The organism is Bradyrhizobium sp. S3.7.6, from assembly GCF_054061875.1.
In genome coordinates this window covers 3,796,415-3,816,307 of sequence record NZ_JBSSEQ010000001.1, presented here as the reverse complement: position 1 = coordinate 3,816,307, position 19,893 = coordinate 3,796,415, and the positions used below count along the sequence as shown (strand labels likewise).

18 protein-coding genes are annotated in these 19,893 nt (G+C 64.6%); 9 read left to right on the top strand and 9 right to left on the bottom strand.

The features are described 5' to 3' along the window. Positions 1–150 precede the first annotated feature (150 nt). Both ACVJ5M_RS17945 and ACVJ5M_RS17940 read left to right on the top strand, forming a co-directional pair. Positions 151–1,173, top strand: coding sequence for a TRAP transporter substrate-binding protein (locus ACVJ5M_RS17945; protein WP_354097453.1), 1,023 nt, complete (start codon positions 151–153; stop codon positions 1,171–1,173). Then, entirely contained in the window at positions 1,170–3,050 is a 1,881-nt protein-coding gene (locus ACVJ5M_RS17940) for a TRAP transporter large permease (RefSeq protein ID WP_456679366.1), read from the top strand. Before ACVJ5M_RS17945 ends, ACVJ5M_RS17940 begins: the two co-directional genes overlap by 4 nt. Before the next feature lie 38 nt (positions 3,051–3,088). On the opposite strand, the gene ACVJ5M_RS17935 is transcribed toward ACVJ5M_RS17940, so the two are convergent. From ACVJ5M_RS17935 to purQ, 3 genes are all read right to left on the bottom strand, one after another. Then, positions 3,089–3,826, bottom strand: a complete 738-nt coding sequence (locus ACVJ5M_RS17935) for a tetratricopeptide repeat protein (RefSeq protein WP_354097452.1) — start codon at positions 3,824–3,826, stop codon at positions 3,089–3,091. A 212-nt stretch (positions 3,827–4,038) separates the two neighbouring features. Beyond that, positions 4,039–5,025 carry a tripartite tricarboxylate transporter substrate binding protein BugD gene (locus ACVJ5M_RS17930; RefSeq protein ID WP_354097451.1) on the bottom strand — a complete coding sequence of 329 codons (987 nt, stop codon included), beginning with the start codon at positions 5,023–5,025 and terminating at the stop codon, positions 4,039–4,041. Next, positions 5,022–5,723 carry a phosphoribosylformylglycinamidine synthase subunit PurQ gene (gene purQ, locus ACVJ5M_RS17925; RefSeq protein WP_354097450.1) on the bottom strand — a complete coding sequence of 234 codons (702 nt, stop codon included), beginning with the start codon at positions 5,721–5,723 and terminating at the stop codon, positions 5,022–5,024. The genes ACVJ5M_RS17930 and purQ overlap by 4 nt, the downstream gene beginning before the upstream one ends. Positions 5,724–5,893: 170 nt before the next feature. Here purQ and ACVJ5M_RS17920 point away from each other — a divergent pair, with 170 nt between their 5' ends. Next, positions 5,894–6,910 carry a magnesium and cobalt transport protein CorA gene (locus ACVJ5M_RS17920; RefSeq protein WP_354097449.1) on the top strand — a complete coding sequence of 339 codons (1,017 nt, stop codon included), beginning with the start codon at positions 5,894–5,896 and terminating at the stop codon, positions 6,908–6,910. Between the two features lie 13 nt (positions 6,911–6,923). On the opposite strand, the gene purS is transcribed toward ACVJ5M_RS17920, so the two are convergent. Further along, positions 6,924–7,163 carry a phosphoribosylformylglycinamidine synthase subunit PurS gene (purS, locus tag ACVJ5M_RS17915; protein WP_014494125.1) on the bottom strand — a complete coding sequence of 80 codons (240 nt, stop codon included), beginning with the start codon at positions 7,161–7,163 and terminating at the stop codon, positions 6,924–6,926. 12 nt (positions 7,164–7,175) lie between these two features. Then, on the bottom strand, positions 7,176–7,943 hold the full coding sequence (gene purC, locus ACVJ5M_RS17910) for a phosphoribosylaminoimidazolesuccinocarboxamide synthase (RefSeq protein ID WP_172782948.1): 768 nt from the start codon (positions 7,941–7,943) through the stop codon (positions 7,176–7,178). A 319-nt stretch (positions 7,944–8,262) separates the two neighbouring features. Between purC and ACVJ5M_RS17905 the strand changes: the two genes are divergently transcribed. Continuing rightward, positions 8,263–8,586, top strand: a complete 324-nt coding sequence (locus ACVJ5M_RS17905; RefSeq protein WP_014494124.1) for a DUF1476 domain-containing protein — start codon at positions 8,263–8,265, stop codon at positions 8,584–8,586. Positions 8,587–8,652: 66 nt separating this feature from the next. Here the strand turns inward: ACVJ5M_RS17905 and cynS are convergent, their stop codons facing one another. After that, positions 8,653–9,141: a cyanase gene (gene cynS / locus ACVJ5M_RS17900; protein ID WP_014494123.1), complete on the bottom strand. Its 489-nt coding sequence runs from the start codon at positions 9,139–9,141 to the stop codon at positions 8,653–8,655. An 89-nt stretch (positions 9,142–9,230) separates the two neighbouring features. Further along, positions 9,231–10,799, bottom strand: coding sequence for an alpha/beta fold hydrolase (locus ACVJ5M_RS17895; RefSeq protein WP_354099757.1), 1,569 nt, complete (start codon positions 10,797–10,799; stop codon positions 9,231–9,233). A 148-nt stretch (positions 10,800–10,947) separates the two neighbouring features. Here ACVJ5M_RS17895 and mddA point away from each other — a divergent pair, with 148 nt between their 5' ends. Genes mddA through ACVJ5M_RS17880 form a run of 3 tightly spaced genes read left to right on the top strand, consistent with a single transcriptional unit; the run spans position 10,948 to position 13,454 of the window. Beyond that, complete coding sequence (mddA, locus tag ACVJ5M_RS17890; RefSeq protein ID WP_354097447.1) at positions 10,948–11,697, top strand: methanethiol S-methyltransferase; 750 nt, start codon at positions 10,948–10,950, stop codon at positions 11,695–11,697. Beyond that, positions 11,694–12,671, top strand: a complete 978-nt coding sequence (locus tag ACVJ5M_RS17885; protein ID WP_354097446.1) for an NADPH:quinone oxidoreductase family protein — start codon at positions 11,694–11,696, stop codon at positions 12,669–12,671. The genes mddA and ACVJ5M_RS17885 overlap by 4 nt, the downstream gene beginning before the upstream one ends. 33 nt (positions 12,672–12,704) lie before the next feature. Then, entirely contained in the window at positions 12,705–13,454 is a 750-nt protein-coding gene (locus ACVJ5M_RS17880; protein WP_354097445.1) for a hotdog family protein, read from the top strand. Between the two features lie 134 nt (positions 13,455–13,588). On the opposite strand, the gene ACVJ5M_RS17875 is transcribed toward ACVJ5M_RS17880, so the two are convergent. After that, positions 13,589–15,274, bottom strand: coding sequence for a tetratricopeptide repeat protein (locus ACVJ5M_RS17875; protein ID WP_354099758.1), 1,686 nt, complete (start codon positions 15,272–15,274; stop codon positions 13,589–13,591). Between the two features lie 442 nt (positions 15,275–15,716). Between ACVJ5M_RS17875 and ACVJ5M_RS17870 the strand changes: the two genes are divergently transcribed. Beyond that, entirely contained in the window at positions 15,717–16,925 is a 1,209-nt protein-coding gene (locus tag ACVJ5M_RS17870) for a GGDEF domain-containing protein (RefSeq protein WP_354099759.1), read from the top strand. Between the two features lie 134 nt (positions 16,926–17,059). On the opposite strand, the gene ACVJ5M_RS17865 is transcribed toward ACVJ5M_RS17870, so the two are convergent. After that, positions 17,060–18,259, bottom strand: coding sequence for a TrmJ/YjtD family RNA methyltransferase (locus ACVJ5M_RS17865; protein ID WP_354076233.1), 1,200 nt, complete (start codon positions 18,257–18,259; stop codon positions 17,060–17,062). Positions 18,260–18,607: 348 nt separating this feature from the next. Between ACVJ5M_RS17865 and ACVJ5M_RS17860 the strand changes: the two genes are divergently transcribed. Continuing rightward, positions 18,608–19,819, top strand: a complete 1,212-nt coding sequence (locus ACVJ5M_RS17860) for an NADP-dependent isocitrate dehydrogenase (RefSeq protein ID WP_071912356.1) — start codon at positions 18,608–18,610, stop codon at positions 19,817–19,819. Positions 19,820–19,893: the final 74 nt, after the last annotated feature.

Below are 19,893 nucleotides of genomic sequence, written 5' to 3'. Positions count from 1 at the left end.
AGCGCCGGTCCGCCCGGGGGAAGGAACGCAAGGCCAAGCCCTTTCACCAGACAAGCGATTTTGACGACACCGGCGCAGCAAAGCCTGCGCGCCGCAACGACCACGTGCGCCGACAAAGGCGCCGAACGAGACCATCAGGGAGGACCAACGATGTCGGGCAAGAACCACACGCTTTCACGCCGCAACTTCATGGTGGCGGCTGCGGCCGTTCCACTGGTCGCGATCCGCACCCGGCCGGCGCAGGCCGCGGAGTTCGAATACAAGCTCGCCACCGGCCAGTCGCTGACCCAGCCGATCAACACCCGCCTCGATCAGGCCGTGAAGCGGATCAGGGAAGCGAGCGGCGGCCGGCTGGAGATCAAGTTCTTTCCCGCCTCGCAGCTCGGCTCGGACACCGATCTCCTGACCCAGATCCGCAGCGGCGGCGTCGATTTCCTCAACATCGCGGGCTCCGTGCTGTCGACGGTGGCGCCGACCGCCGGCATCGCCAATGTCGGCTTCGCGTTCTCGGACTACGGCCAGGTCTGGAATGCGATGGATGGCGACCTCGGCAAGCTGATCGGAACCCAGATCGAGAAGACCGGCGCGCTGGTGGTGGCCAAGCCCGCCGACAACACGTTCCGGCAGATTTCGTCGTTCACCAAGCCGATCAAGACGCCGGCCGACCTCGACGGTTACCGGATCCGCGTGCCGGTGTCGCCGATCTTCACCTCGCTGTTCAAGTCGCTCGGCGCCAACCCGACCTCGATCAACTTCAACGAATTGTACACGGCGCTCCAGACCCATCTCGTCGACGGCCAGGAGAACGGCCTCGTCACCATCGAGGCCGGCAAGATCTACGAGGTGCAGAAATACATCTCCGAGACCAACCACATCTGGGATCCGTTCTTCATCCTCGGCAACCGGCGCTCGGTCAAGGCGCTGCCCGACGAGTTGCAGGCGATCGTGCGGCGTGAGTTCGACCAGGCCGCGATGGAGCAGCGCGCGGACACCGCCAAGCTCAATCTGACGCTGAAGGACCAGCTGATCGCCAAGGGCATCACCTTCGAGGTCTCCCACAAAGAGGCGTTCCGCAAGGGACTGTCGGCCGCCGGCTTCTACAAGGAATGGCGCGCCAAGTTCGGCGAGGATAATTGGAAGACGCTGGAGGCCGCGGCCGGAGCATTGGCATGAGCGCCGTGGTCGGCATGCAGGAAACCGTCACGCTCGGCGAAGCACGGCCGTTGCGCGGACGCTGGCTGGAGCAGTCGCTGCGCTGGCTGGTCGAGATCCCGGCTGCGATCGCCGTCGTCGCCGAAGTCGTCATCCTGTTCGCCGGCATCGTCGCGCGTGGAATCTTCCACCGGCCGATCATCTGGTCGGACGAGTTGGCCTCGATCCTGTTCCTGTGGCTGGCGATGCTCGGCAGCGCGATCGCCGTGCAGCGCTCGGCGCATATGCGCCTGACGTTCTTCACGTCGTATCTGTCACCGCGCGCCGAGGCCTGGGCCTCGACGCTCGCCGCCGGCGGGGTTGCGCTGTTCCTCGCGATCATCCTGCATCCGGCGCTCGATTATGTGGAAGACCAGGCCTTCGTGGAGACGCCGGCGCTTGGCTGGTCCGGCATGGTTCGCGCGGCCGCCATCCCGGTCGGCTGCATCATCGCGCTCGCCAGCATCTGCCTCACACTCGTCAAGCGGTCGGCAAAGGACCTGCTCGCCGTCGGCGTCCTGTTTGCGGCGATTGCCGGGGTGCTCTATCTCGCAGGTCCCTCGCTGAAATCGCTTGGCAACTGGAATCTGCTGATCTTCTTCGTCGGCCTGCTCGGCTGCGCCGTCATGGCAGGCGTGCCGATCGCGTTTTCCTTTTGTCTGGCGACCGTCGCTTTCCTGCTGACCACGACACGGACGCCGCTGCTGGTCGTGGTTGGGCGGATCGACGAGGGCATGAGCTCGCTGATCCTGCTCGCGGTGCCCCTGTTCGTGCTGCTGGGACAATTGGTCGAGCAGACCGGCATGGCGCGCGTCATGGTCGCGTTCCTGGCCTCTGTGCTCGGCCATGTCCGGGGCGGACTATCCTACGTGATGCTCGGCGCCATGCTGCTGGTCTCCGGCATTTCCGGCTCCAAGACCGCCGACATGGCGGCGATCGCGCCGGTGCTGTTTCCCGAGATGCGCAAGCGCGGCATGAAGGATGGCGAGCTGGTCTCGCTGCTCGCGGCGTCAGGCGCGATGAGCGAGACCATTCCGCCGTCGATCGTGCTGATCGCGATCGCCTCCGTCACCGGCGTATCGATCGCGGCACTGTTCACCGCCGGTATCCTGCCCGGCATCGTGCTGGCGATCGTGCTCGGCTTCGTCGCGCGCTACCGGGCGGGCGCCGAGGAAAACGCCGCGCTCAAGATCGCGCGAGCGCCGATGTCGGTGGTGGCGAAGACGTTGTGGGTCGCCTTGCCGGCGCTGACGCTGCCGTTCCTGATCCGTAGCGCGGTGGTCGAGGGCTACGCGACCGCCACCGAAGTCTCGACCATCGGCATCGCCTATTGCCTCGTGCTCGGCCTGATCATCTATCGCGGCAGCCTGGTCTGGAAGAACGTGCTGCCGATGCTGGTGCAGACCGCCTCGCTGTCCGGGTCGATCCTGTTCATCGTGGGTGCGGCGAGCGCGATGGCCTGGGCGCTGGCGCAATCCGGCTTCTCGCACGATCTGGCGGCGCGCATGGCTGGCGTGCCGGGCGGAGCCTACGGCTTCCTACTGATCTCGGTGGTCGCCTTCATCGTGCTCGGCAGCGTGCTGGAGGGGATTCCGGCCATCGTGCTGTTCGGCCCGCTGCTGTTCCCGGTGGCCGCAACGTTCGGCATCAACGAGGTCCACTATGCGATGGTGGTGATCCTGGCGATGGGTCTCGGCCTGTTCGCGCCGCCATTCGGCCTCTGCTACTACGCAGCCTGCAGCATCGGCGGCGTGTCGCCGGATGCCGGCATGCGCCGGATCTGGATCTATCTCGCCTGGCTGTTCCTGGGCCTGCTGCTGATCACCTTCGTGCCCTGGATATCGCTGGTGTTTCTATGAGATTCCCGACCTGAAGCCATTCCGCTTGGCACGCCCCTTCAGGTCGAAATCTGCTTCTCGGCGATCGAGAGCCACTCGGCCTGCGCCTCGCGCAGATATTTCGGAGCGCGCCGCATCTGGATCAGGAGTTCGTTGAAGACCACGCGCGCCTCGGCGCTGCGGCCGACCATCTGGAGCAGCATGCCGTAGCGCACCCGCGCCTCGGCGCCCGGGAAATAGCCGGCGACGGCGTGATATTCCTCCAGCGCCTCGGCGAGCCGGCCGACCTCGGCGAGTGCGCGGGCGTAGAGCAGGTGCGCGTCGGCGGAATCGAAGTCCGGCCATTGCTTCTGAAGATCGTCCAGCGTCGCTAGCGCATCGGCCGGACGCTTGGCGGCAAACTCCGCTTGCGCCTTGCCGAAGGCATAAGCGGGGTCGTGGCCCATCGGCAGGCTCAGGATGTGACCGTAATGCTGCTCGGCCTCGCTGAAGCGGCCGACCTTCGCGCATTCCTCGGCCAGCGCCGCACGGTTGGCGATGGTGTCGGTGGCCGCCAGCCGGTCGCACAGCTCGCGATAATGCTTCTCCGGATCGAGCCGATTGGCAACGCGCTGACGCGCCTGTCGCGCACCGGGGCTGGAAAACCATTCAGGGACGAGCTCGACTGCGATGTAGGCGAGCACGCCCATCATCGGCACCAGCAGGATGATGAAAGCCCAGGGCCGCAATCGCCCGGTTCGCGACGCGTGATAAATCAGTGTGATATCGAGCAGCAGAACGACCAAAGCGACGGGCATGTGACATCCGGGAGCACAACGACAGCGCACGCTTCCTGATATCGCAACTCGCGCGGCGAAACAACTTTGAGTTGCTTCCACCCGCGCGGAAATCAGCGACCCCGGACGCGCGCACCTTGATGGCGACGAGGAGTCAGTCGTCTCAAACGCGATTGAGGTTCATGAGACAGCAAGCCCAAAACCGCCATGACTTGCTATGATTTGGGCGGCTGCTACTTGGCGTCGTCGGCGAGCATCTTCCGGTATTTCTCGACGTCGCGCGTCACGAGCTTTTGCAGAACCTCGGGCGTGTGCTCGTCGGGGTCGGGCGCGACGGTCGAGAGCTCGGCAAAACGCTTCTTCACCGCGTCGGTTTCCACCGCCGTGCGCGCAGCCGCGTTCAGCTTGGCGATGATGGCCGGCGGCGTGCCCTTCGGCGCGAACAGGCCGTTCCAGCCCTGCGCCTCGAAGTCCGGCAGGCCTGCCTCGGCAGACGTCGGCAGATCGGGCAGCGTGGCCAGCCGCACGGTCGAGCCAACCACCAGGCCCCTCACTAGCTTGTCGCCGATCGACTGCGAGACGGAGGCGGCGGCGTCGCAGACGCCGTCGATCTGGCTGCCGACCGCGTCGGTGAGCGCAGGCGCCGCGCCGCGATAGCCGACCAGCGTCGCGTCGATCCCGGCGGCCGTCACGAAGCTCTTGCAAATGAGGTAATTCGACGAGCCGACACCGGCGTGGCCGAGATTGATCTTGCCCGGGTTGGCCTTGGCGTAGGCGATGAACTCTTTCAGGTCCTTCGCCGGGAAATCCTTGCGCAGCGCGATGATACCGAACGTCTTCGCGACCATGGCGATCGGCACGAAGGATTCAGGCGTGAACGGCAGTTTTGGATAGATCGTGTAGGTCGCGGCATTGGTGCCGGCATTGCCGATCGCGATGGTGTAGCCGTCAGGCTCGGCGCGGGAGGCGCGCGCCAGTGCGGTCGAGCCGCCGGCGCCGGCGACGTTCTCGATCACGATGGTCTGGCCGAGTGCGATGCCCATCTGCTCGGCGACCGTGCGCGCGATCACGTCCGACGTGCCGCCGGCCGCGAACGGCACGATCATCGTGATCGGGCGCTTGGGGAAATCCTGCGCGAAGGCGGCGGTCGCGAGCGAAAATGTCGCGAGCGACAGCGCCGCGATCGCGGCGAGAGCCCGCTTCCCCACGAACGCGATCACGCGGCCTTTTCCAGATGGGCAGTGAGGCCGGCGAACAGGCCGCGGCCATCGGTGCAGCCCATGATGTCTTCGACGTGGTTCTCCGGGTGCGGCATCATGCCGAGCACGTTGCCGCTGTCGTTGACGATTCCGGCGATGGATTGCGCCGCGCCGTTAATGTTATGGGCCTCGTCAACCACGCCGTCGGCCGAGCAGTAGCGATAGAGCACCCGCCCCTCGCCTTCGAGCCGCTTGATGGTCTCTTCGTCCGCCTCGTAATTGCCCTCGCCATGTGCCACCGGCACGCGGATCACCTGGCCCGCATTGTAGCCGCGGGTGAACGGCGTGTCGGAACGCTCGACGCGCAGATGCACGTCGTGACAGATGAACTTCAGCCGCGCGTTGCGCATCAGGACGCCGGGCAGCAGGCCGGACTCGCAGAGGATCTGAAAACCATTGCAGACGCCGAGCACGAGACCGCCCTTGGCCGCATAGTCGCGCACCGCGTCCATCACCGGCGACCGCGCCGCAATCGCGCCGCAGCGCAGATAGTCGCCGTAGGAGAAGCCGCCGGGCACCACGACGAGGTCGGTGCCCGCGGGCAGCGACGTCTCGGCGTGCCAGACCATCGCGGGCTCGCTGCCGGAGATCAGCCTCAATGCGCGCGCCATGTCGCGCTCGCGGTTGATTCCGGGAAAGACGAGGATGGCGGCTTTCATGGTTCGGGTTCCGACGGTGATGGGAATCGGGCTGGCCAAAGAGGACCAAAATCGTGAAGAGACATAGCCATTTGACGGGGATTTTACCAGTGCTAGCCTCGCCGGGCGGCCTTGTACACAGGCCATAGCCACGGCACTTTTGCCCGACGATCTTGCCCGGGATTGAAGCCATGAACGTCCCGTCGCTGCCCGCCTCCCCCTCCGAACCGGTGTCCACTCAGGGCGTCATCGCCGCCGGCGCCTATGTCGACGGCCGGCGTGTCGCCAATATCGCCATCAGCGAGGCTTCGAGCTGGCGGGCCAAGCCCGGCCACGTGGTGTGGATCGGGCTGCACGAGCCTGACATGGCGCTGCTCGGCGCCGTGCAGAAGCAGTTCGACCTGCACGACCTTGCCATCGAGGACGCCAACAACGCCCATCAGCGGCCGAAGATCGAGCAATATGGCGAGGCCCTGTTCATCGTGGCGCGGACGGCGCAACTGATCGAGCGCCGGATCGCCTTCGGCGAGACGCACATCTTCGTCGGCGAAGGCTATCTGGTCTCGGTGCGCCATGGCGCCTCGACGTCCTACACACCGGTGCGCGAACGCTGCGAAAGCTGCCCGCGGGCGCTGGCGCGCGGCGAGGACTACATCCTCTACGCCATCCTCGATTTCATCGTCGACAACTACTCGCCCGTGCTGGAGAGCATCCACGAGGAGGTCGAGGGCATCGAGGACGACGTGCTCTCCAAGCCGATCAGCAAGGCGCAGATCGAGCGGCTCTACATGCTGCGCCGCGACCTGTTGCGGCTCAGGACCGCGATCGGCCCGCTGGTGGAAGTCTGCCGCCGCCTCGAGCATGACGAGCTTGCGATGGTGCGTGCGACGATGCAGCCGCTGTTCCGCGACGTCACCGACCACGTCAGGAACATCCAGGAGCGCATCGATTCCATGCGCGAGGTGCTGGCCTTCGCCTTCGAGGCGAGCCTGCTGGTCGGACAGGCGCAGGAGACCGCGGTCTCCAAGAAGCTCGCCTCGTGGCTGGCGATCCTCGCCGTGCCCACCGCAGTCGCAGGCATCTACGGGATGAACTTCAAGTACATCCCCGAGCTGCAATGGGAGTACAGCTATTTCGTCGTCATGGGGATGATGGCGCTCGCCTGCCTCGCATTGTACTGGCGCTTCCACCGCGTCGGATGGCTGTGAAGCGCCGCGCGGGTTAGACGATCTCGACGCGATAGTTCTCGATCACCGTGTTCGCCAGGAGCTTGTCGGCGGCCTCCTTCAGCGCCGCTTCGGCCTTGGCCTTGTCGGCGCCGGCAAGCTCGATGTCGAACACCTTGCCCTGGCGGACGCTGGCGACGCCGTCGACGCCGAGCGACTTCAGCGCGCCTTCGATGGCCTTGCCCTGCGGATCGAGGATGCCCGTCTTCAGGGTAACGGTAACACGTGCCTTCACGTCAAATCCCTCTTAGCTCTTCACCAGCACCGGGCCAGTGCCCTGCGGACGCTCATTCTCCATGAGGATGCCGAGGCGTTTTGCGACTTCGGTGTAGGCCTCGAGCAGGCCACCGAGATCCCTGCGGAAGCGGTCCTTGTCGAGCTTCTCGTTCGACTTGATGTCCCACAGACGGCAGCTATCCGGCGAGATCTCGTCGGCGACGATGATCCGCATCATCTCGTTCTCGAACAGCCGGCCGCACTCCATCTTGAAGTCGACGAGGCGGATGCCGATGCCGAGGAAGAGGCCGGTGAGGAAGTCGTTGACACGGATGGCGAGCGCCATGATGTCGTCGATCTCCTGCGGGGTGGCCCAGCCGAACGCGGTAATGTGCTCTTCCGACACCATGGGGTCGTTGAGCTGGTCGTTCTTGTAGTAGAATTCGATGATCGACCGGGGCAGCTGCGTACCCTCCTCGATGCCGAGGCGCTGCGACAGCGAGCCGGCGGCAACGTTCCGCACCACCACTTCCAGCGGCACGATCTCGACCTCGCGAATCAACTGCTCGCGCATGTTGAGGCGGCGGATGAAATGGGTCGGCACCCCGATGTCGTTGAGGTGCTGAAACAGGTACTCCGAGATCCGGTTGTTGAGGACACCCTTGCCCTCGATCACCTGATGCTTTTTCGCATTGAACGCGGTGGCGTCATCCTTGAAGTGCTGGATCAGGGTACCGGGCTCCGGGCCTTCGTAAAGAACCTTTGCCTTGCCTTCATAAATACGACGCCGACGGCTCATGGGGATGTACCGTGTTTTGTTGAAATCCATGTATTTGGTGTGCTCCGGTTACCAGGTTACGACCCACAGCGGAGCTGCCGTGAACGGCTGGGAACCCGTCTATAACCCCTTGGAAACAGAACGGGAACCAAACCTTCAGGCAACCTATCCGATTGGCTGTCCCAGCACAATCGATCCGGCCGCCCGGCATCAACTTATACCGTCTTGCCTGCGGCTTAACGGCTCGTTGTTTTGCCGATTCGTGCCCCCTATCTAGGCATGCGCCGGGGCCGTCGCAACGATGGCCACCGGATCCAGTCAGCAGGGAATTGGAAAAGGCATGAGCAGTTTGGACAAGCGCGAGGAAGGCTTCGAGAAGAAGTTCGCCCTCGACGAGGAGCAGAAATTCAAGGCGGAAGCCCGCCGCAACCGGCTGCTCGGCCTTTGGGCCGCCGAGAAGCTCGGCATCACCGGCGAGGCCGCCACCGCCTACGCCAAGGAAGTGGTCGCGGCCGATTTCGAGGAGGCCGGCGACGCCGACGTCCTGCGCAAGGTCATGGCCGATTTCGCCGCCAAGAACGTCGCCATCACCGAGCAGGCGATTCGCGCCAAGATGAGCGAATTGATCGCCGTGGCCGCGGCCGAGGTGAAGGCGGGCAAATAGGCGAATAGGGAGCGGCGAGTAGCGAATGAACCCCATTCGCTACTCGCGATTCGCCATTCGCGTCCCTCACCCCTCCTTGAAGCCGTATTCCGGCACATTGCCGCTGGCGCCGTAGTATTTGTACGGCAGAAACTTGCCGCTCATGGTGATCTTGACGCGGTCGCCCTTCGGGTTGGCAACGCGCTCCATTGCCATGTCGAAGTCGATCGCCGACATGATGCCGTCGCCGAACTCCTCCTCGATCAGCGCCTTCCACGCCGGACCGTTGACCATCACCATCTCGTAGAAGCGATAGATCAGGGGATCGGTCGGCGGCATCGGCGTGCCGGTGCCGCGCATCGGCACCTCGTTGAGCATCGCGGTCTCTGCCTTCGACAGGCCGAACAGCTCGCCGGCATTGGCGGCCTGCGGTTTCGTCAGCTTCATCTGGCCGAGAATCGCACCGACGATCAGCACCTCGGAATAGCCGCCGACCTTGTCGCAGATGTGTTTCCAGCTCCAGCCGTTCTCGCGCTTGATGTCGAGCAGCTTTTCGGTGAGGTCTTCGCGTTTCATGTCGGGGTCTCCCTTCGCCAGGCATCGTGTCACGTCGTTTGTGCCGCTTTGGGAGGCACGAAACGTGCCAATAAATGAGGCTTGAGGCGTCACCGCCTCGACCTCCCCTCACGCGGTAAAGCCTCCGTGAACCGCTTGATCGCCTCCAGCACCGGCTGCTGATCGCCGGCAAAGAACCAATGGTCATTGCCGTCGAGCTCGACGAATTCTGCACCGGTGATCCGGCTCGCGATGTCGCGCCCAGCCGCGATCCGCACGGCCTTGTCGTCCCGCCGATGCAGCACCAGCGTCGGCACCGCAATTTGCGCCAGAAGGTGTCGCACGTCGGCGTCGCGAAAGGCCTCGAGCACGGCGGAGATGCCGCCGGGACTGGACGCCGCGCGCAACAGCCCCGCCCACCAGGCGCGCGCTTGCGGATCATCGGCCAGGCTCGGCGCGAAGGCTTCGATCCCGACCGGGCCGCCCCATTGCGCAATCAGGTGCTTGCTCCAGGCGTCATACTGGCTGGCGCGCAGCGCGTGCGGATAGTCCTCCGACCAGCAGCCCTTGGCCAGTGCGCCGAACAGAATGAGCCCGGCCACATGGCGGGATTGCTCGACCGCAAATTTGATGCAGGCCGGCCCGCATTCGGATGCGCCAAACAGCACGACGCGGCGCGAGTCCGCCGCCCGCAGCACCGTGCCGATATCTTCCGCAGTGGCATCGATGCCGGGGGCCGATCCGACCCGGTCGGACAGGCCGATGCCGCGGCGATCGAAAACGATCAGCCGCCCAAGCCTCATCAATGCGGCCAGGAACGTCCGGCTCGCCGGATGCTCCCAGGCGCGCTCCACATGCGAGACGAAGCCGGGCATAACCAGGATGTCGAGCGGACCACTTCCGTAAGTCTGATACGCCAGATGCACGCCGGCGCCCTTCACATAGCGTGTCGCTGGAAGAGCATCGCGCAGCGGCGCGGCCGCGCGGCTCATGAGCGCTTCGGTCTCGGCTTCCGGCGCGACGCCAAGCTCGTCGCGCAGCCGCTGCGCAAGTGCCGCATGATGTCGTTCCGCCGCGCTTCGGTCGCCCGCCAGCAGCAGGCTGCGGATCAGGTGCCGGCCATACACCTCGCTGAGCGGATCGAGCTCGACCAGACGGCCCGCATGCAGTGTCGCGGCGAGATGATCGCCCGCGGCATTCCTGTCCTGCACCAGACGCTCGAGCGCCTGCACGAGCCGTCCCCGCAACGCCTCGCGGCGAAAGAACGCCCAATCGTCGAATTCGGGACAGTCGTCCGGAGAAAAGCCCGCCAGGAAGTCGCCGCGATAAATCCGGCAGGCCGCTTCAAAGTCGCCGCGATCGCAGGCGCGCTCGAACCGATGCGAGTCGATCTTCAGCTCGACCTCCGGAGACCAACGCAAGCTCGTGCGGTCGGTCTCGAAAACCGCCTGCCCGAGCGTGAGCTCGACGCGGTGAAGCAGACGCCGCAATCGCGCAAGGCCGGTCTCGCGGGACGTCTCGGGCCATAGCAGCGTGGCAATGACGTCGCGCGCGACGGGGCCTTTGGCTTCCGCGAGATAGACCAGCAGCGCAAGCCCCTTGCGTAAGGCCAGCTTGATCGGGCGGTCGTCGGCATGGACCTCGGGGAACCCGAACGTGACAAGCGAAAAGGCCGTCATGGAGATCCTCCCTCCCCGGTCGGCGCCCCCGGGGGACGCGCAGGGGACGGTCCAGCGATAGCAGTCAAGCCAGATCGAGCCCGCTCGCCAGCGAGCGGTTCAGGCTCCTGAATGCGGCACCGCCGCCATCGGCACAATAGGAAAAACCATGTTCGCGCGCCTCGCAATCCTGCTCTACGCCATCGTGAGCTACGCTGTCTTCACGGCTTCATTCCTCTACGTGCTCGGTTTCGTCGGCAATTATGTCGTGCCCAAGTCAATCGACACGTCGATCGACGTCGGCGCGCCTGCAAATTTTGGTGAGGCCATCGTCGTCAACCTGCTGCTGATGAGCCTGTTCGCCATCCAGCACAGCGTCATGGCACGCCCGGCCTTCAAACGCTGGTGGGCGGGAAGCCTTCCCATCGCCTGCCAGCGCAGCACCTATGTGCTGCTCTCCAGCCTGATCCTGCTGCTGCTGTTCTGGCAGTGGCGTCCGATCCCGGCGCCGATCTGGCAGGTCAGCGGAATTACAGCGTGGTTCCTGACCGGCGTACATTGGCTCGGCTGGCTGATCGCGTTCGCATCGACCTACATGATCGATCATTCCGATCTGTTCGGCCTGCGCCAGGCTCTCGTCGCGTTGCGCGGAGCCGAGATATCAGGTCAATCCTTCCGGGCGCCGCTGCTCTACAAGATCGTGCGGCATCCGCTCATGCTGGGCTTTCTGCTCGCGTTCTGGGCGACGCCCGAGATGACCGCCGGCCATCTGCTGTTCGCGATCGCCAACACGGCCTACATCCTGGTCGCCCTGCAGTTCGAGGAGCGGGACCTGATCGCCGAGTTCGGCGCGACCTATCAGGACTATCGCCGGCGCGTTCCGATGCTGTTGCCGCGCATTTTCGGAGCGCCCCGATGAAAGCGGTTCTGTGCAATTCGTTCACTGGCCCTGCGGATCTGCGCCTCGGTGAGATCGCTACGCCGCGGCCTGCCGGCGACGAGATCCTCATCGACGTCCACGCGGCGTCCGTGAGCTTCATGGACCAGTTGCTGGTCTCGGGCCTCTACCAGATGCGGCCGCCGACGCCCTTCGTGCCCGGCACGGAAGCTTCCGGCGTCGTCGTCGCGGTCGGCGACAAGGTCACGATGTTCGCACCCGGCGATCGCGTGGCCTGCAGTGCCTGGACCGGCGGCTACGCCGAACGGATGATTGCGAAGGAATCGAAGAGCGTGCGGCTGCCTGATGGCGTCGCGTTCGAAGCCGGGGCGACGGTGCTGCATAATTACGGCACGGCCTATTACGCGCTGGCCGAGCGGGCACGGGCTCAGCGCGGCGAAACACTGTTGGTCACGGGCGCGGCCGGCGGGGTTGGACTCGCCGCCGTCGACCTCGGGCGTCATCTCGGCCTGCGCGTCATCGCCGGTGTCGGCTCCGACGACAAGGCCGCCCTGGTGCGGCGTTACGGGGCCGGCGATGTCATCAACTATCGCAGCGAGGACCTGCGCAACCGGATCAAGTCGATCACATCGGGAGACGGCATCGATATCGGCTTCGACAATGTCGGCGGCGCGATTTTCGAGCAGATAGCCCGATCGATGAAGTGGGGCGGACGGCTGATGCCGATCGGCTTCACCAGCGGCGAGATTCCACAGATCCCGATGAACCTGCCTCTCCTGAAAAATTACGCCATCATCGGCGTCTTTGTCGGCGCCTGGGCGGAGAAATTCTCCGCGGAAGCCGCGCGCGTGAATGATACGCTGATGCAATTGCTGGCCGACGGAAAGATCCGCCCGCACATCGACCGCGTCCTCCCTTTGGAGGAGGCCGGCGACGCCATGCGCGCCGTCGCCAATCGCACGGTTCACGGACGAATTGTGCTCAAGATCAGGTAGACTGCGCCCGACGAGGAAGAGAGGATAAAACCGATGACCGAGATCATCATCGACAAGCGCTTTTGCGGTCCTCCGAACTCCGGGAACGGCGGCTATGTCTGCGGCCGGCTGGCCCGCCACATTCCCGGCGGCGCCGAGGTGACGCTGCGCGCACCGCCTCCCCTGGACAAGCCGCTCGATGCTGTCGCTACGGACGACGGCACATGGGAGCTTCGCGATGGCGGCACGGTCGTCGCGACCGGGCGCGCGGCCAGCGTCGAGCTTGCGCGCGTAGAGACAGCCAGCTTGCAGGAAGCACGCGCGGCCGAATTGCTGGCGCTGTTCAAGCCGCACGAGCATCCGCTGCCGAACTGTTTCGTCTGCGGTCCCTCAAGAGCGAAAGGCGACGGCCTGCGCATCTTCGCCGGCCCGCTCAGCCGTCATGGACAGCTTCCCGTTCTCGCGGCGACCTGGATGCCGGATCAGAACCTGGCCACCGAGGATGACCTCATCGCACCCGAATTCCTCTGGTCCGCGCTCGATTGCCCCACCGGCTTTGCCTGCAATTTTGATCAGCAGAACGGCAGCTTCGAGAAGACCCCACTCCTGCTCGGACGGATGTCAGCCCGCATCGAGACTCGGCCCCGCCCCGGCGAAGGCTGCATCATCACCGCCTGGCCAACCGGCCGCGACGGCCGCAAGCGCACGGCCGAGGCTGCGCTCCATAATGAATCCGGGAGATTGCTGGCCGTAGCCCGGACAACATGGATCGCAGTCGATCGTGACGTGCAGCTTGGACGTTAGTGCGTAGGGTGGATTAACCCGCGGCTGCCCGCAGCGCAGTCCGTGGGCGTAATCCACCACTTCTCTCTCCGCACGGATAGCAAAGAGGTGGATTTACGCCTTCGGCTAACCCACCCGGCTCTGCCTGACAGCAGTCAGCGATTCGCCCGCAGCGCGCCGAGCTCGACGTCGGCGGCCTGCTTCTCGACAAAGGCCTTCGGGCAATCGGCTGCCGCCAGGTCGAACAGCTTCAACGCCCCTTCCTTGGAGCCTCCCTGCAGTGCGCGCTCTGCAAGATAGAAATTCGCCTCGCAGACCTGCGCCTTCTTCTTCGTGGGGTCGGCATCGTTCGCGGCGCTAAGCACTTGCTCCGGCGTCATCTTGCCGAGGAAGAGATTGACGATCGGCGCGGGCCATTTCGTCGCGTCGAGCTGCTTTGCCGCCTCGCTCAGCTGGCTCGGTTGGTCACTGCGCTTTGCGACAATTTCGCGCCATAAGACCGGATAGGCATCCTTTGGATTGAGCTGGATCGCCTGATCGAGGTCGGTCAACGATTTGGCGAGCGAAGCCATCTGCCAATAGACCCTCGCGCGATGAAAGTAGACGCGCGCATCCTTCGCATCGAGTTGCACGGCTTGATCGTAGTCCGCGATGGCACGGTCGAAGTCCCCCTTGGTTTTGTACGCGTTGCCGCGAGCCGATATTGCTTCCTTGTCCCTGGGATTGAGGCGGATCGCCTCATCATAGTCCGCGATCGCGCGGTCGAAGTCCCCGTTCGCGGCGTAGGCCCCTCCCCGAGCGCGGAGCGCAATGCCATCCCCTGAAGCGAGTGCAATCGACTGACCATCGGCCGACGACGCATAAGCTGGATCGTCGACTTGACCTTGAAGCTGAGCCTTCCGATCGCCAGAGCCCCTTTGATCCTGATGTGCCAGCTGCATTGCCTGGGTGTAGTCGGCAACGGCACGGTCATGATCGTCGTTTCGAGCATTGACGATGCCGCGGTAGAAGTAGCCCGATGGGCTTCGTGGGTTCAGCTCGATGATCTGGTCATAGTCGGCGATAGCGCGGTCGAGTTCGCCCAGCTGAAAAAAGGATTTGGCCCGGAAGTAGTAGAGATACTCGTTCTTTGGCTTGATCTGCATTGTTTGATCGAGTTCGGCCAATGCGCGCGCCCTGTCACCCTTGGCGAAGTAAACCCGGCCGCGGCACAGCTGGCCCATGCCGGTTTGCGGGCCGATCTCGACCACTCGGTCACAGTCGGCCATGGCACGACCCAGGTCCCCATTGCGGATGTAGATGAGGCCTCGGTCGACATGCGCATTGACGTTATCTGGATGGATCAGGAGAGCCTGATCATAGTCGGCGATGGCGCGGACGAAGTCGCGTCTCGCCAGGTAGACTTGCGCGCGCCCTATGTAGGCGTAGGTACTTTTGGGATCGAGCTCGATGACTTTGGTGTAGTCAGACAGCGCGGCTGCAGGCTCTCGCTTTCGGAGATGCGCAAAAGCCCTCTTGAGTCGGGCGGGCAGATTGTCTGGATAGCGCTCGATGATCCGGTCGTAATCGGCGATCTCAAGGTCGATCTCGCCTTTCTGGCGGTAGAACATGGCGCGGCGGATGTGTGCCATGACCACGCCTTGCTGCATGACCGGCGCCGCCTCGATCAAGGCGGTACAGCCCGCGATCCGGTCATCGACACTGAAATTTCCGACCGCGTTGCACTTGGCGGACAAGGGCATTTCCGCGCGGGCACTTGATATTTCGAGCACGTTCGCCAGCGCCAACGCACTCACACCTGCTGCCGCGCCAACGAGCGCGCGGCCTGTCATTCCAAACATGCAGTCCCCAACTCAATTCCTGGGAGCTGCCATAGCAACCGACGACGCGTCTGCACAGCCCTTGGTTGCAGAATTTGCAAACGGCGCTTCAGTTGGCCGAAAGCTTAGGGCCTGGTCGCGAGTGCCGTAGGGTGGGCAAAGGCGCACAGCGCCGTGCCCACCACTTCTGTCTCAGCTCCGTTGAGCGACATGGTGGGCACGCTTCCGCCTCCGCTCTTCGAGCTACGGCGGACAAGTCGCTTTGCCCTACCTACTTCTAATCACGCAACACATCCGTCGCCGCACCTTCGGCCTGCACCAATCCGCATTCTCCTGCACGCCCGCGGCCGCGCTTGCGACGGTTTACCTTGCGTCAAGCACGCCCGGCAATCGATGGCTGTCTTAAAAGGCTTGTTAGGAGTGGTCATCGTTGTTGGCGCCCGGAATACGGGGACGCTCTGCAATGCAATCGGACGAGGGACTCTACAGTGCGCCACGCTGGCGCCTGACACGCTGGCTCGCCGAGCCGGGGCTAGGTGTTCCCGACGACATCCGCGCCGCGCTCATTGTCCAGCTCTATGGATCGCTGCCGGTTTTTGCTGCCGGCGCCGTCAACACCATTGCCGTCGCCGCCGTGATCGCTGGCCGCAAGCAGACTGCACCATTCATTGTCTGGCTGGTCATGGAGATCGCGATCTGCCTGGCCCGCCTCGCCGTGCTCGTCAGCGCGCATCGCAGGGCGCGTGCCCACCGCCCGACGCCGACCGACCTTCATCTCCTGCTCGCGGTCGCCTGGAGCGCCAGCGTTGGATTTGGCGTCGTTGCCAGCCTGGCCAGCGGGGACTGGGTCGTCGACATGCTGGCCTCGCTCTCGGCGGCGGCGATGGTCGGCGGCATCTGCTTCCGCAATTTCGGCGCGCCGCGGCTGGCCGGGACCATGATCCTGCTGAGCCTCGGTCCCATCATCCCTGGCGCTGCGTTCGCCGGCGAGCCGCTGTTCTACATCGTCTACCTCCAGGTGCCGATGTATCTGGCCGCGATGACGGCCGCCGCCTTCCGCCTCAATCGGATGCTGATCACCACCATGCGCGCCGAACGCGAGAACAGCCATCGCGCGCATCATGATGCACTCACGGGGCTGCTCAATCGCGCGGGCTTCGTCGAGGCACTCAGCGCCAGACTTGGAGCCCACGCCGAACGACGGTTCGCTGTGATGTTCTTCGATCTCGACGACTTCAAACCGGTCAACGACACGTTCGGACATGCGGCGGGCGACGAGGTGCTGAAAGCGGTGGCCGGGCGCGTGCGCCGGGCGCTGCCGGACGGCGCGGTGGTCGCCCGGATGGGCGGCGACGAGTTCGTCGTGCTCGTCGACGGCGTCACGGCCGAAATGGCCCAGGAGGCGGGATACCGCCTCATCAGCGAGGTTGCCGTCTCCTATGAGCTCGGCGGCGAGGTGCGCGCCGGTGTCGGCGCCAGCGTCGGCATTGCGATGTCGCCGGATCATGGCGCCGAAGTCGAGGAATTGCTCGCGGTCGCCGATGCAGCACTTTACGAGGCGAAGTCAGGCGGCAAATCGCGTTGCTGCCTCGCCTCGGTCGAGACCAACCTCGCGGCGTTACGTCGGCTGCAGCAGAGCGGCCCAAAAGCCCCGGTCGCAAGCGCCGCCTGACGCAGTACGACTAACGCACCCCACAAGCGCGATCTCGTAGGGTGGGCAAAGCGAAGCGTGCCTACCATCGCGCTCGAAGGCAAAATGGTGGGCACGGTGCTACGCGCCTTTGCCCACCCTACGAGAGCTCCGGCCTACGCGCTCTGCTCGATCATCCCCTGCAGCCGCACCAGCTCCGCCTCGAGATCGCGCTCGACGTCCGCCGCCCGGATCTCCAGCACGCGATAGTCGCGCGCCTCCAGCCACGTCCGCCGGCCCGCACGATCGGCCGCGATGGTCTCGCCCTCGCCCGGGTTGACCAGTTCGATCGCGATCCGGTGCGGGAACGAGACGAAATCAGGAATGTGCCGGCCGACCGGAGTCTGGCGCTTGAACCCTCCTGCGAAGCGGCGGTCGCGGGTCAGGGCCTGCCAGAGCAGGCGCTCGGCATCGGTCGGGTTGCGGCGGAGCAGGCGCGCGAGGCCGCGCACCGTAGAGCCGCTGTCGGGGACACCGCCGCCCTGCCCGTGCTCGGCCAGCAGCGCGCGCAAGCGCGTGGCCTGCTCGCCGTCGAGCACGCCGCCCTTGGCTGGGCCCTTGCGGCCTTCCGCGATCGCCATCACCACCCCGTGCAGCGTGTGCATGTCCTGCTTGGTCGGCTCCATCCGGCTGAAGATGTTGCGCAGGTTGACCAGCATGGTGTCGCGCTTCTCGGCCGGGCGGAGGAATTCGACCCGGTCGAGCTCGCGGATGAGGTTGTCGAAGAAGGCCTGCATCTGGTGCTGCGAGGCGCGTTCGGAGCGCTCGGGCATGCTGTGCGGCAGCTCGCCTGACGTTGCCCGCTTGAACCATTCATAGCCGACCAGCAGCACGGCCTGCGCGAGGTTGAGCGAGGCAAAGCCCGGATTGACCGGGAAGGTGATGATGCGGTTGGAGAGCCCGACCTCCTCGTTGGTCAGCCCCCAGCGCTCGCGGCCGAACAGGATGCCGGCCTTGCCCCCGGTCGCGACATGACCGGAGATCTCGGCCGCGGCCGCCTCCGGCCCGACCACCGGCTTGGCCTGGTCATGGGGACGCGCGGTGGTGGCGAACAGCAGGTCGAGATCGGCGACCGCCTCGCCGACCGTGTCGAACAATTCGACCTTTTCCAGAATGTAGTCGGCACCGGCCGCCGCGCGCTGGGCGGCGATATTGGGCCAGCCGTCGCGGGGATTGACGATGCGCAATCGGCTGAGCGCGAAATTGCCCATGGCGCGCGCGGCCATGCCGATGTTTTCGCCAAGCTGCGGCTCGACCAGGATCACGATGGGACCGTCGAGGGAAAGGCCCTCCTTGCTCTTGTCAGTCCCCGACATCTCGCTTCGCTCTCACACTGGTTCTCAAGGCCTTGGCAAGGCGCTCTTCAGGAATTGATTCAAAGCCGGTCTGCCCCGATCCGTTGGGGCCGGCTGCCCGTTCGCCTGTCGTTTGCCTGTCCTGACGAAATTCTCAAGGGAAATAACGGGTTGGATTCGACTTTTGAATCTCTTCTGAAGCCTGAGGCCCGCCCCCGCGGCAGGGCCCGCCCCGCCCCCCATCTGGGCAAGCTGGATGAGCTAAAAGTGCATAATCCCTTGGCTTTCGCCCGCTGCAGTCCGGTGCTAAGAGGCGGCGGATATTCCCGTGGCGCGCCAAAGCGCCGTTCCCAAGAGGCTTCCCCGATCATGGCAAAAATCAAGGTGTCCAACCCCGTCGTCGAACTCGATGGCGACGAGATGACCCGGATCATCTGGCAGTACATCAAGGACAAGCTGATCAACCCGTACCTTGATGTCGAGCTGCTGTATTTCGACCTGGGCATGGAGTACCGCGACGAGACCAACGATCAGGTCACCATCGACGCCGCCGAAGCCATCAAGAAGGTCGGCGTCGGCGTCAAGTGCGCCACCATCACCCCGGACGAGGCCCGGGTGAAGGAGTTCAACCTCAAGCAGATGTGGAAGTCGCCGAACGGCACCATCCGCAACATCCTCGGCGGCGTGATCTTCCGCGAGCCGATCATCTGCAAGAACGTGCCGCGCCTGGTTCCCGGCTGGACCAAGCCAATCATCATCGGCCGCCACGCCTATGGCGACCAGTACCGCGCCACCGACATCAAGTTCCCCGGCAAGGGCACGCTGACGATGAAGTTCGTCGGCGAGGACGGCACGGTCATCGAGAAGGAAGTGTTCAAGACCCCGGGCTCCGGCGTCGCGATGCAGATGTACAATCTCGACGACTCCATCATCGACTTCGCCCGCGCCTCGTTGAACTACGGGCTGCTGCGCAACTACCCGGTCTACCTCTCGACCAAGAACACCATCCTCAAGGTCTATGACGGCCGCTTCAAGGACATCTTCCAGGACATCTACGACCGCGAATTCAAGAAGGAATTCGAGGCCAAGGGCCTGACCTACGAGCACCGCCTGATCGACGACATGGTGGCCTCGGCGCTGAAATGGTCCGGCGGCTATGTCTGGGCCTGTAAGAACTACGACGGCGACGTGCAGTCCGACACGGTCGCGCAGGGCTACGGCTCGCTCGGCCTGATGACCTCGGTGCTGCTCACCCCCGACGGCAAGACCGTGGAAGCCGAAGCCGCCCACGGCACGGTGACCCGCCACTACCGCGAGCACCAGAAGGGCAAGGAGACCTCGACCAACTCGATCGCGTCGATCTTCGCCTGGACCCGCGGCCTGTCGCACCGCGCCAAGCTCGACAACAATGCCGAGCTCGCCAAGTTCGCGAGCACGCTGGAGAAGGTCTGCGTCGACACCGTCGAGGAAGGCTACATGACCAAGGACCTCGCGCTCCTGGTCGGCGCCGACCAGCGCTGGCTCTCGACCACCGGCTTCCTCGACAAGGTCGCCGAGAATCTCACGAAAGCGTTGGCGTAAGCCCGCGCATTATTTTCGTCTGATCGGGGTTAGAGATCATTATGGGCCGCGCTTGGGCGCGGCCCATTCATTTT

Coding starts and splice junctions, on each gene's coding strand:
- ACVJ5M_RS17940 (WP_456679366.1), top strand. CDS start 1,170: ATGAGCGCCGTGGTCGGCATGCAGGAAACCGTCACGCTCGGCGAAGCA.
- ACVJ5M_RS17945 (WP_354097453.1), top strand. CDS start 151: ATGTCGGGCAAGAACCACACGCTTTCACGCCGCAACTTCATGGTGGCG.
- ACVJ5M_RS17865 (WP_354076233.1), bottom strand. CDS start 18,259: ATGTCGGGGACTGACAAGAGCAAGGAGGGCCTTTCCCTCGACGGTCCC.
- ACVJ5M_RS17885 (WP_354097446.1), top strand. CDS start 11,694: ATGAAAGCGGTTCTGTGCAATTCGTTCACTGGCCCTGCGGATCTGCGC.
- ACVJ5M_RS17875 (WP_354099758.1), bottom strand. CDS start 15,274: ATGTTTGGAATGACAGGCCGCGCGCTCGTTGGCGCGGCAGCAGGTGTG.
- ACVJ5M_RS17905 (WP_014494124.1), top strand. CDS start 8,263: ATGAGCAGTTTGGACAAGCGCGAGGAAGGCTTCGAGAAGAAGTTCGCC.
- ACVJ5M_RS17870 (WP_354099759.1), top strand. CDS start 15,717: ATGCAATCGGACGAGGGACTCTACAGTGCGCCACGCTGGCGCCTGACA.
- ACVJ5M_RS17880 (WP_354097445.1), top strand. CDS start 12,705: ATGACCGAGATCATCATCGACAAGCGCTTTTGCGGTCCTCCGAACTCC.
- mddA (WP_354097447.1), top strand. CDS start 10,948: ATGTTCGCGCGCCTCGCAATCCTGCTCTACGCCATCGTGAGCTACGCT.
- ACVJ5M_RS17920 (WP_354097449.1), top strand. CDS start 5,894: ATGAACGTCCCGTCGCTGCCCGCCTCCCCCTCCGAACCGGTGTCCACT.
- cynS (WP_014494123.1), bottom strand. CDS start 9,141: ATGAAACGCGAAGACCTCACCGAAAAGCTGCTCGACATCAAGCGCGAG.
- purC (WP_172782948.1), bottom strand. CDS start 7,943: ATGAGCCGTCGGCGTCGTATTTATGAAGGCAAGGCAAAGGTTCTTTAC.
- ACVJ5M_RS17935 (WP_354097452.1), bottom strand. CDS start 3,826: ATGCCCGTCGCTTTGGTCGTTCTGCTGCTCGATATCACACTGATTTAT.
- ACVJ5M_RS17860 (WP_071912356.1), top strand. CDS start 18,608: ATGGCAAAAATCAAGGTGTCCAACCCCGTCGTCGAACTCGATGGCGAC.
- purQ (WP_354097450.1), bottom strand. CDS start 5,723: ATGAAAGCCGCCATCCTCGTCTTTCCCGGAATCAACCGCGAGCGCGAC.
- ACVJ5M_RS17895 (WP_354099757.1), bottom strand. CDS start 10,799: ATGACGGCCTTTTCGCTTGTCACGTTCGGGTTCCCCGAGGTCCATGCC.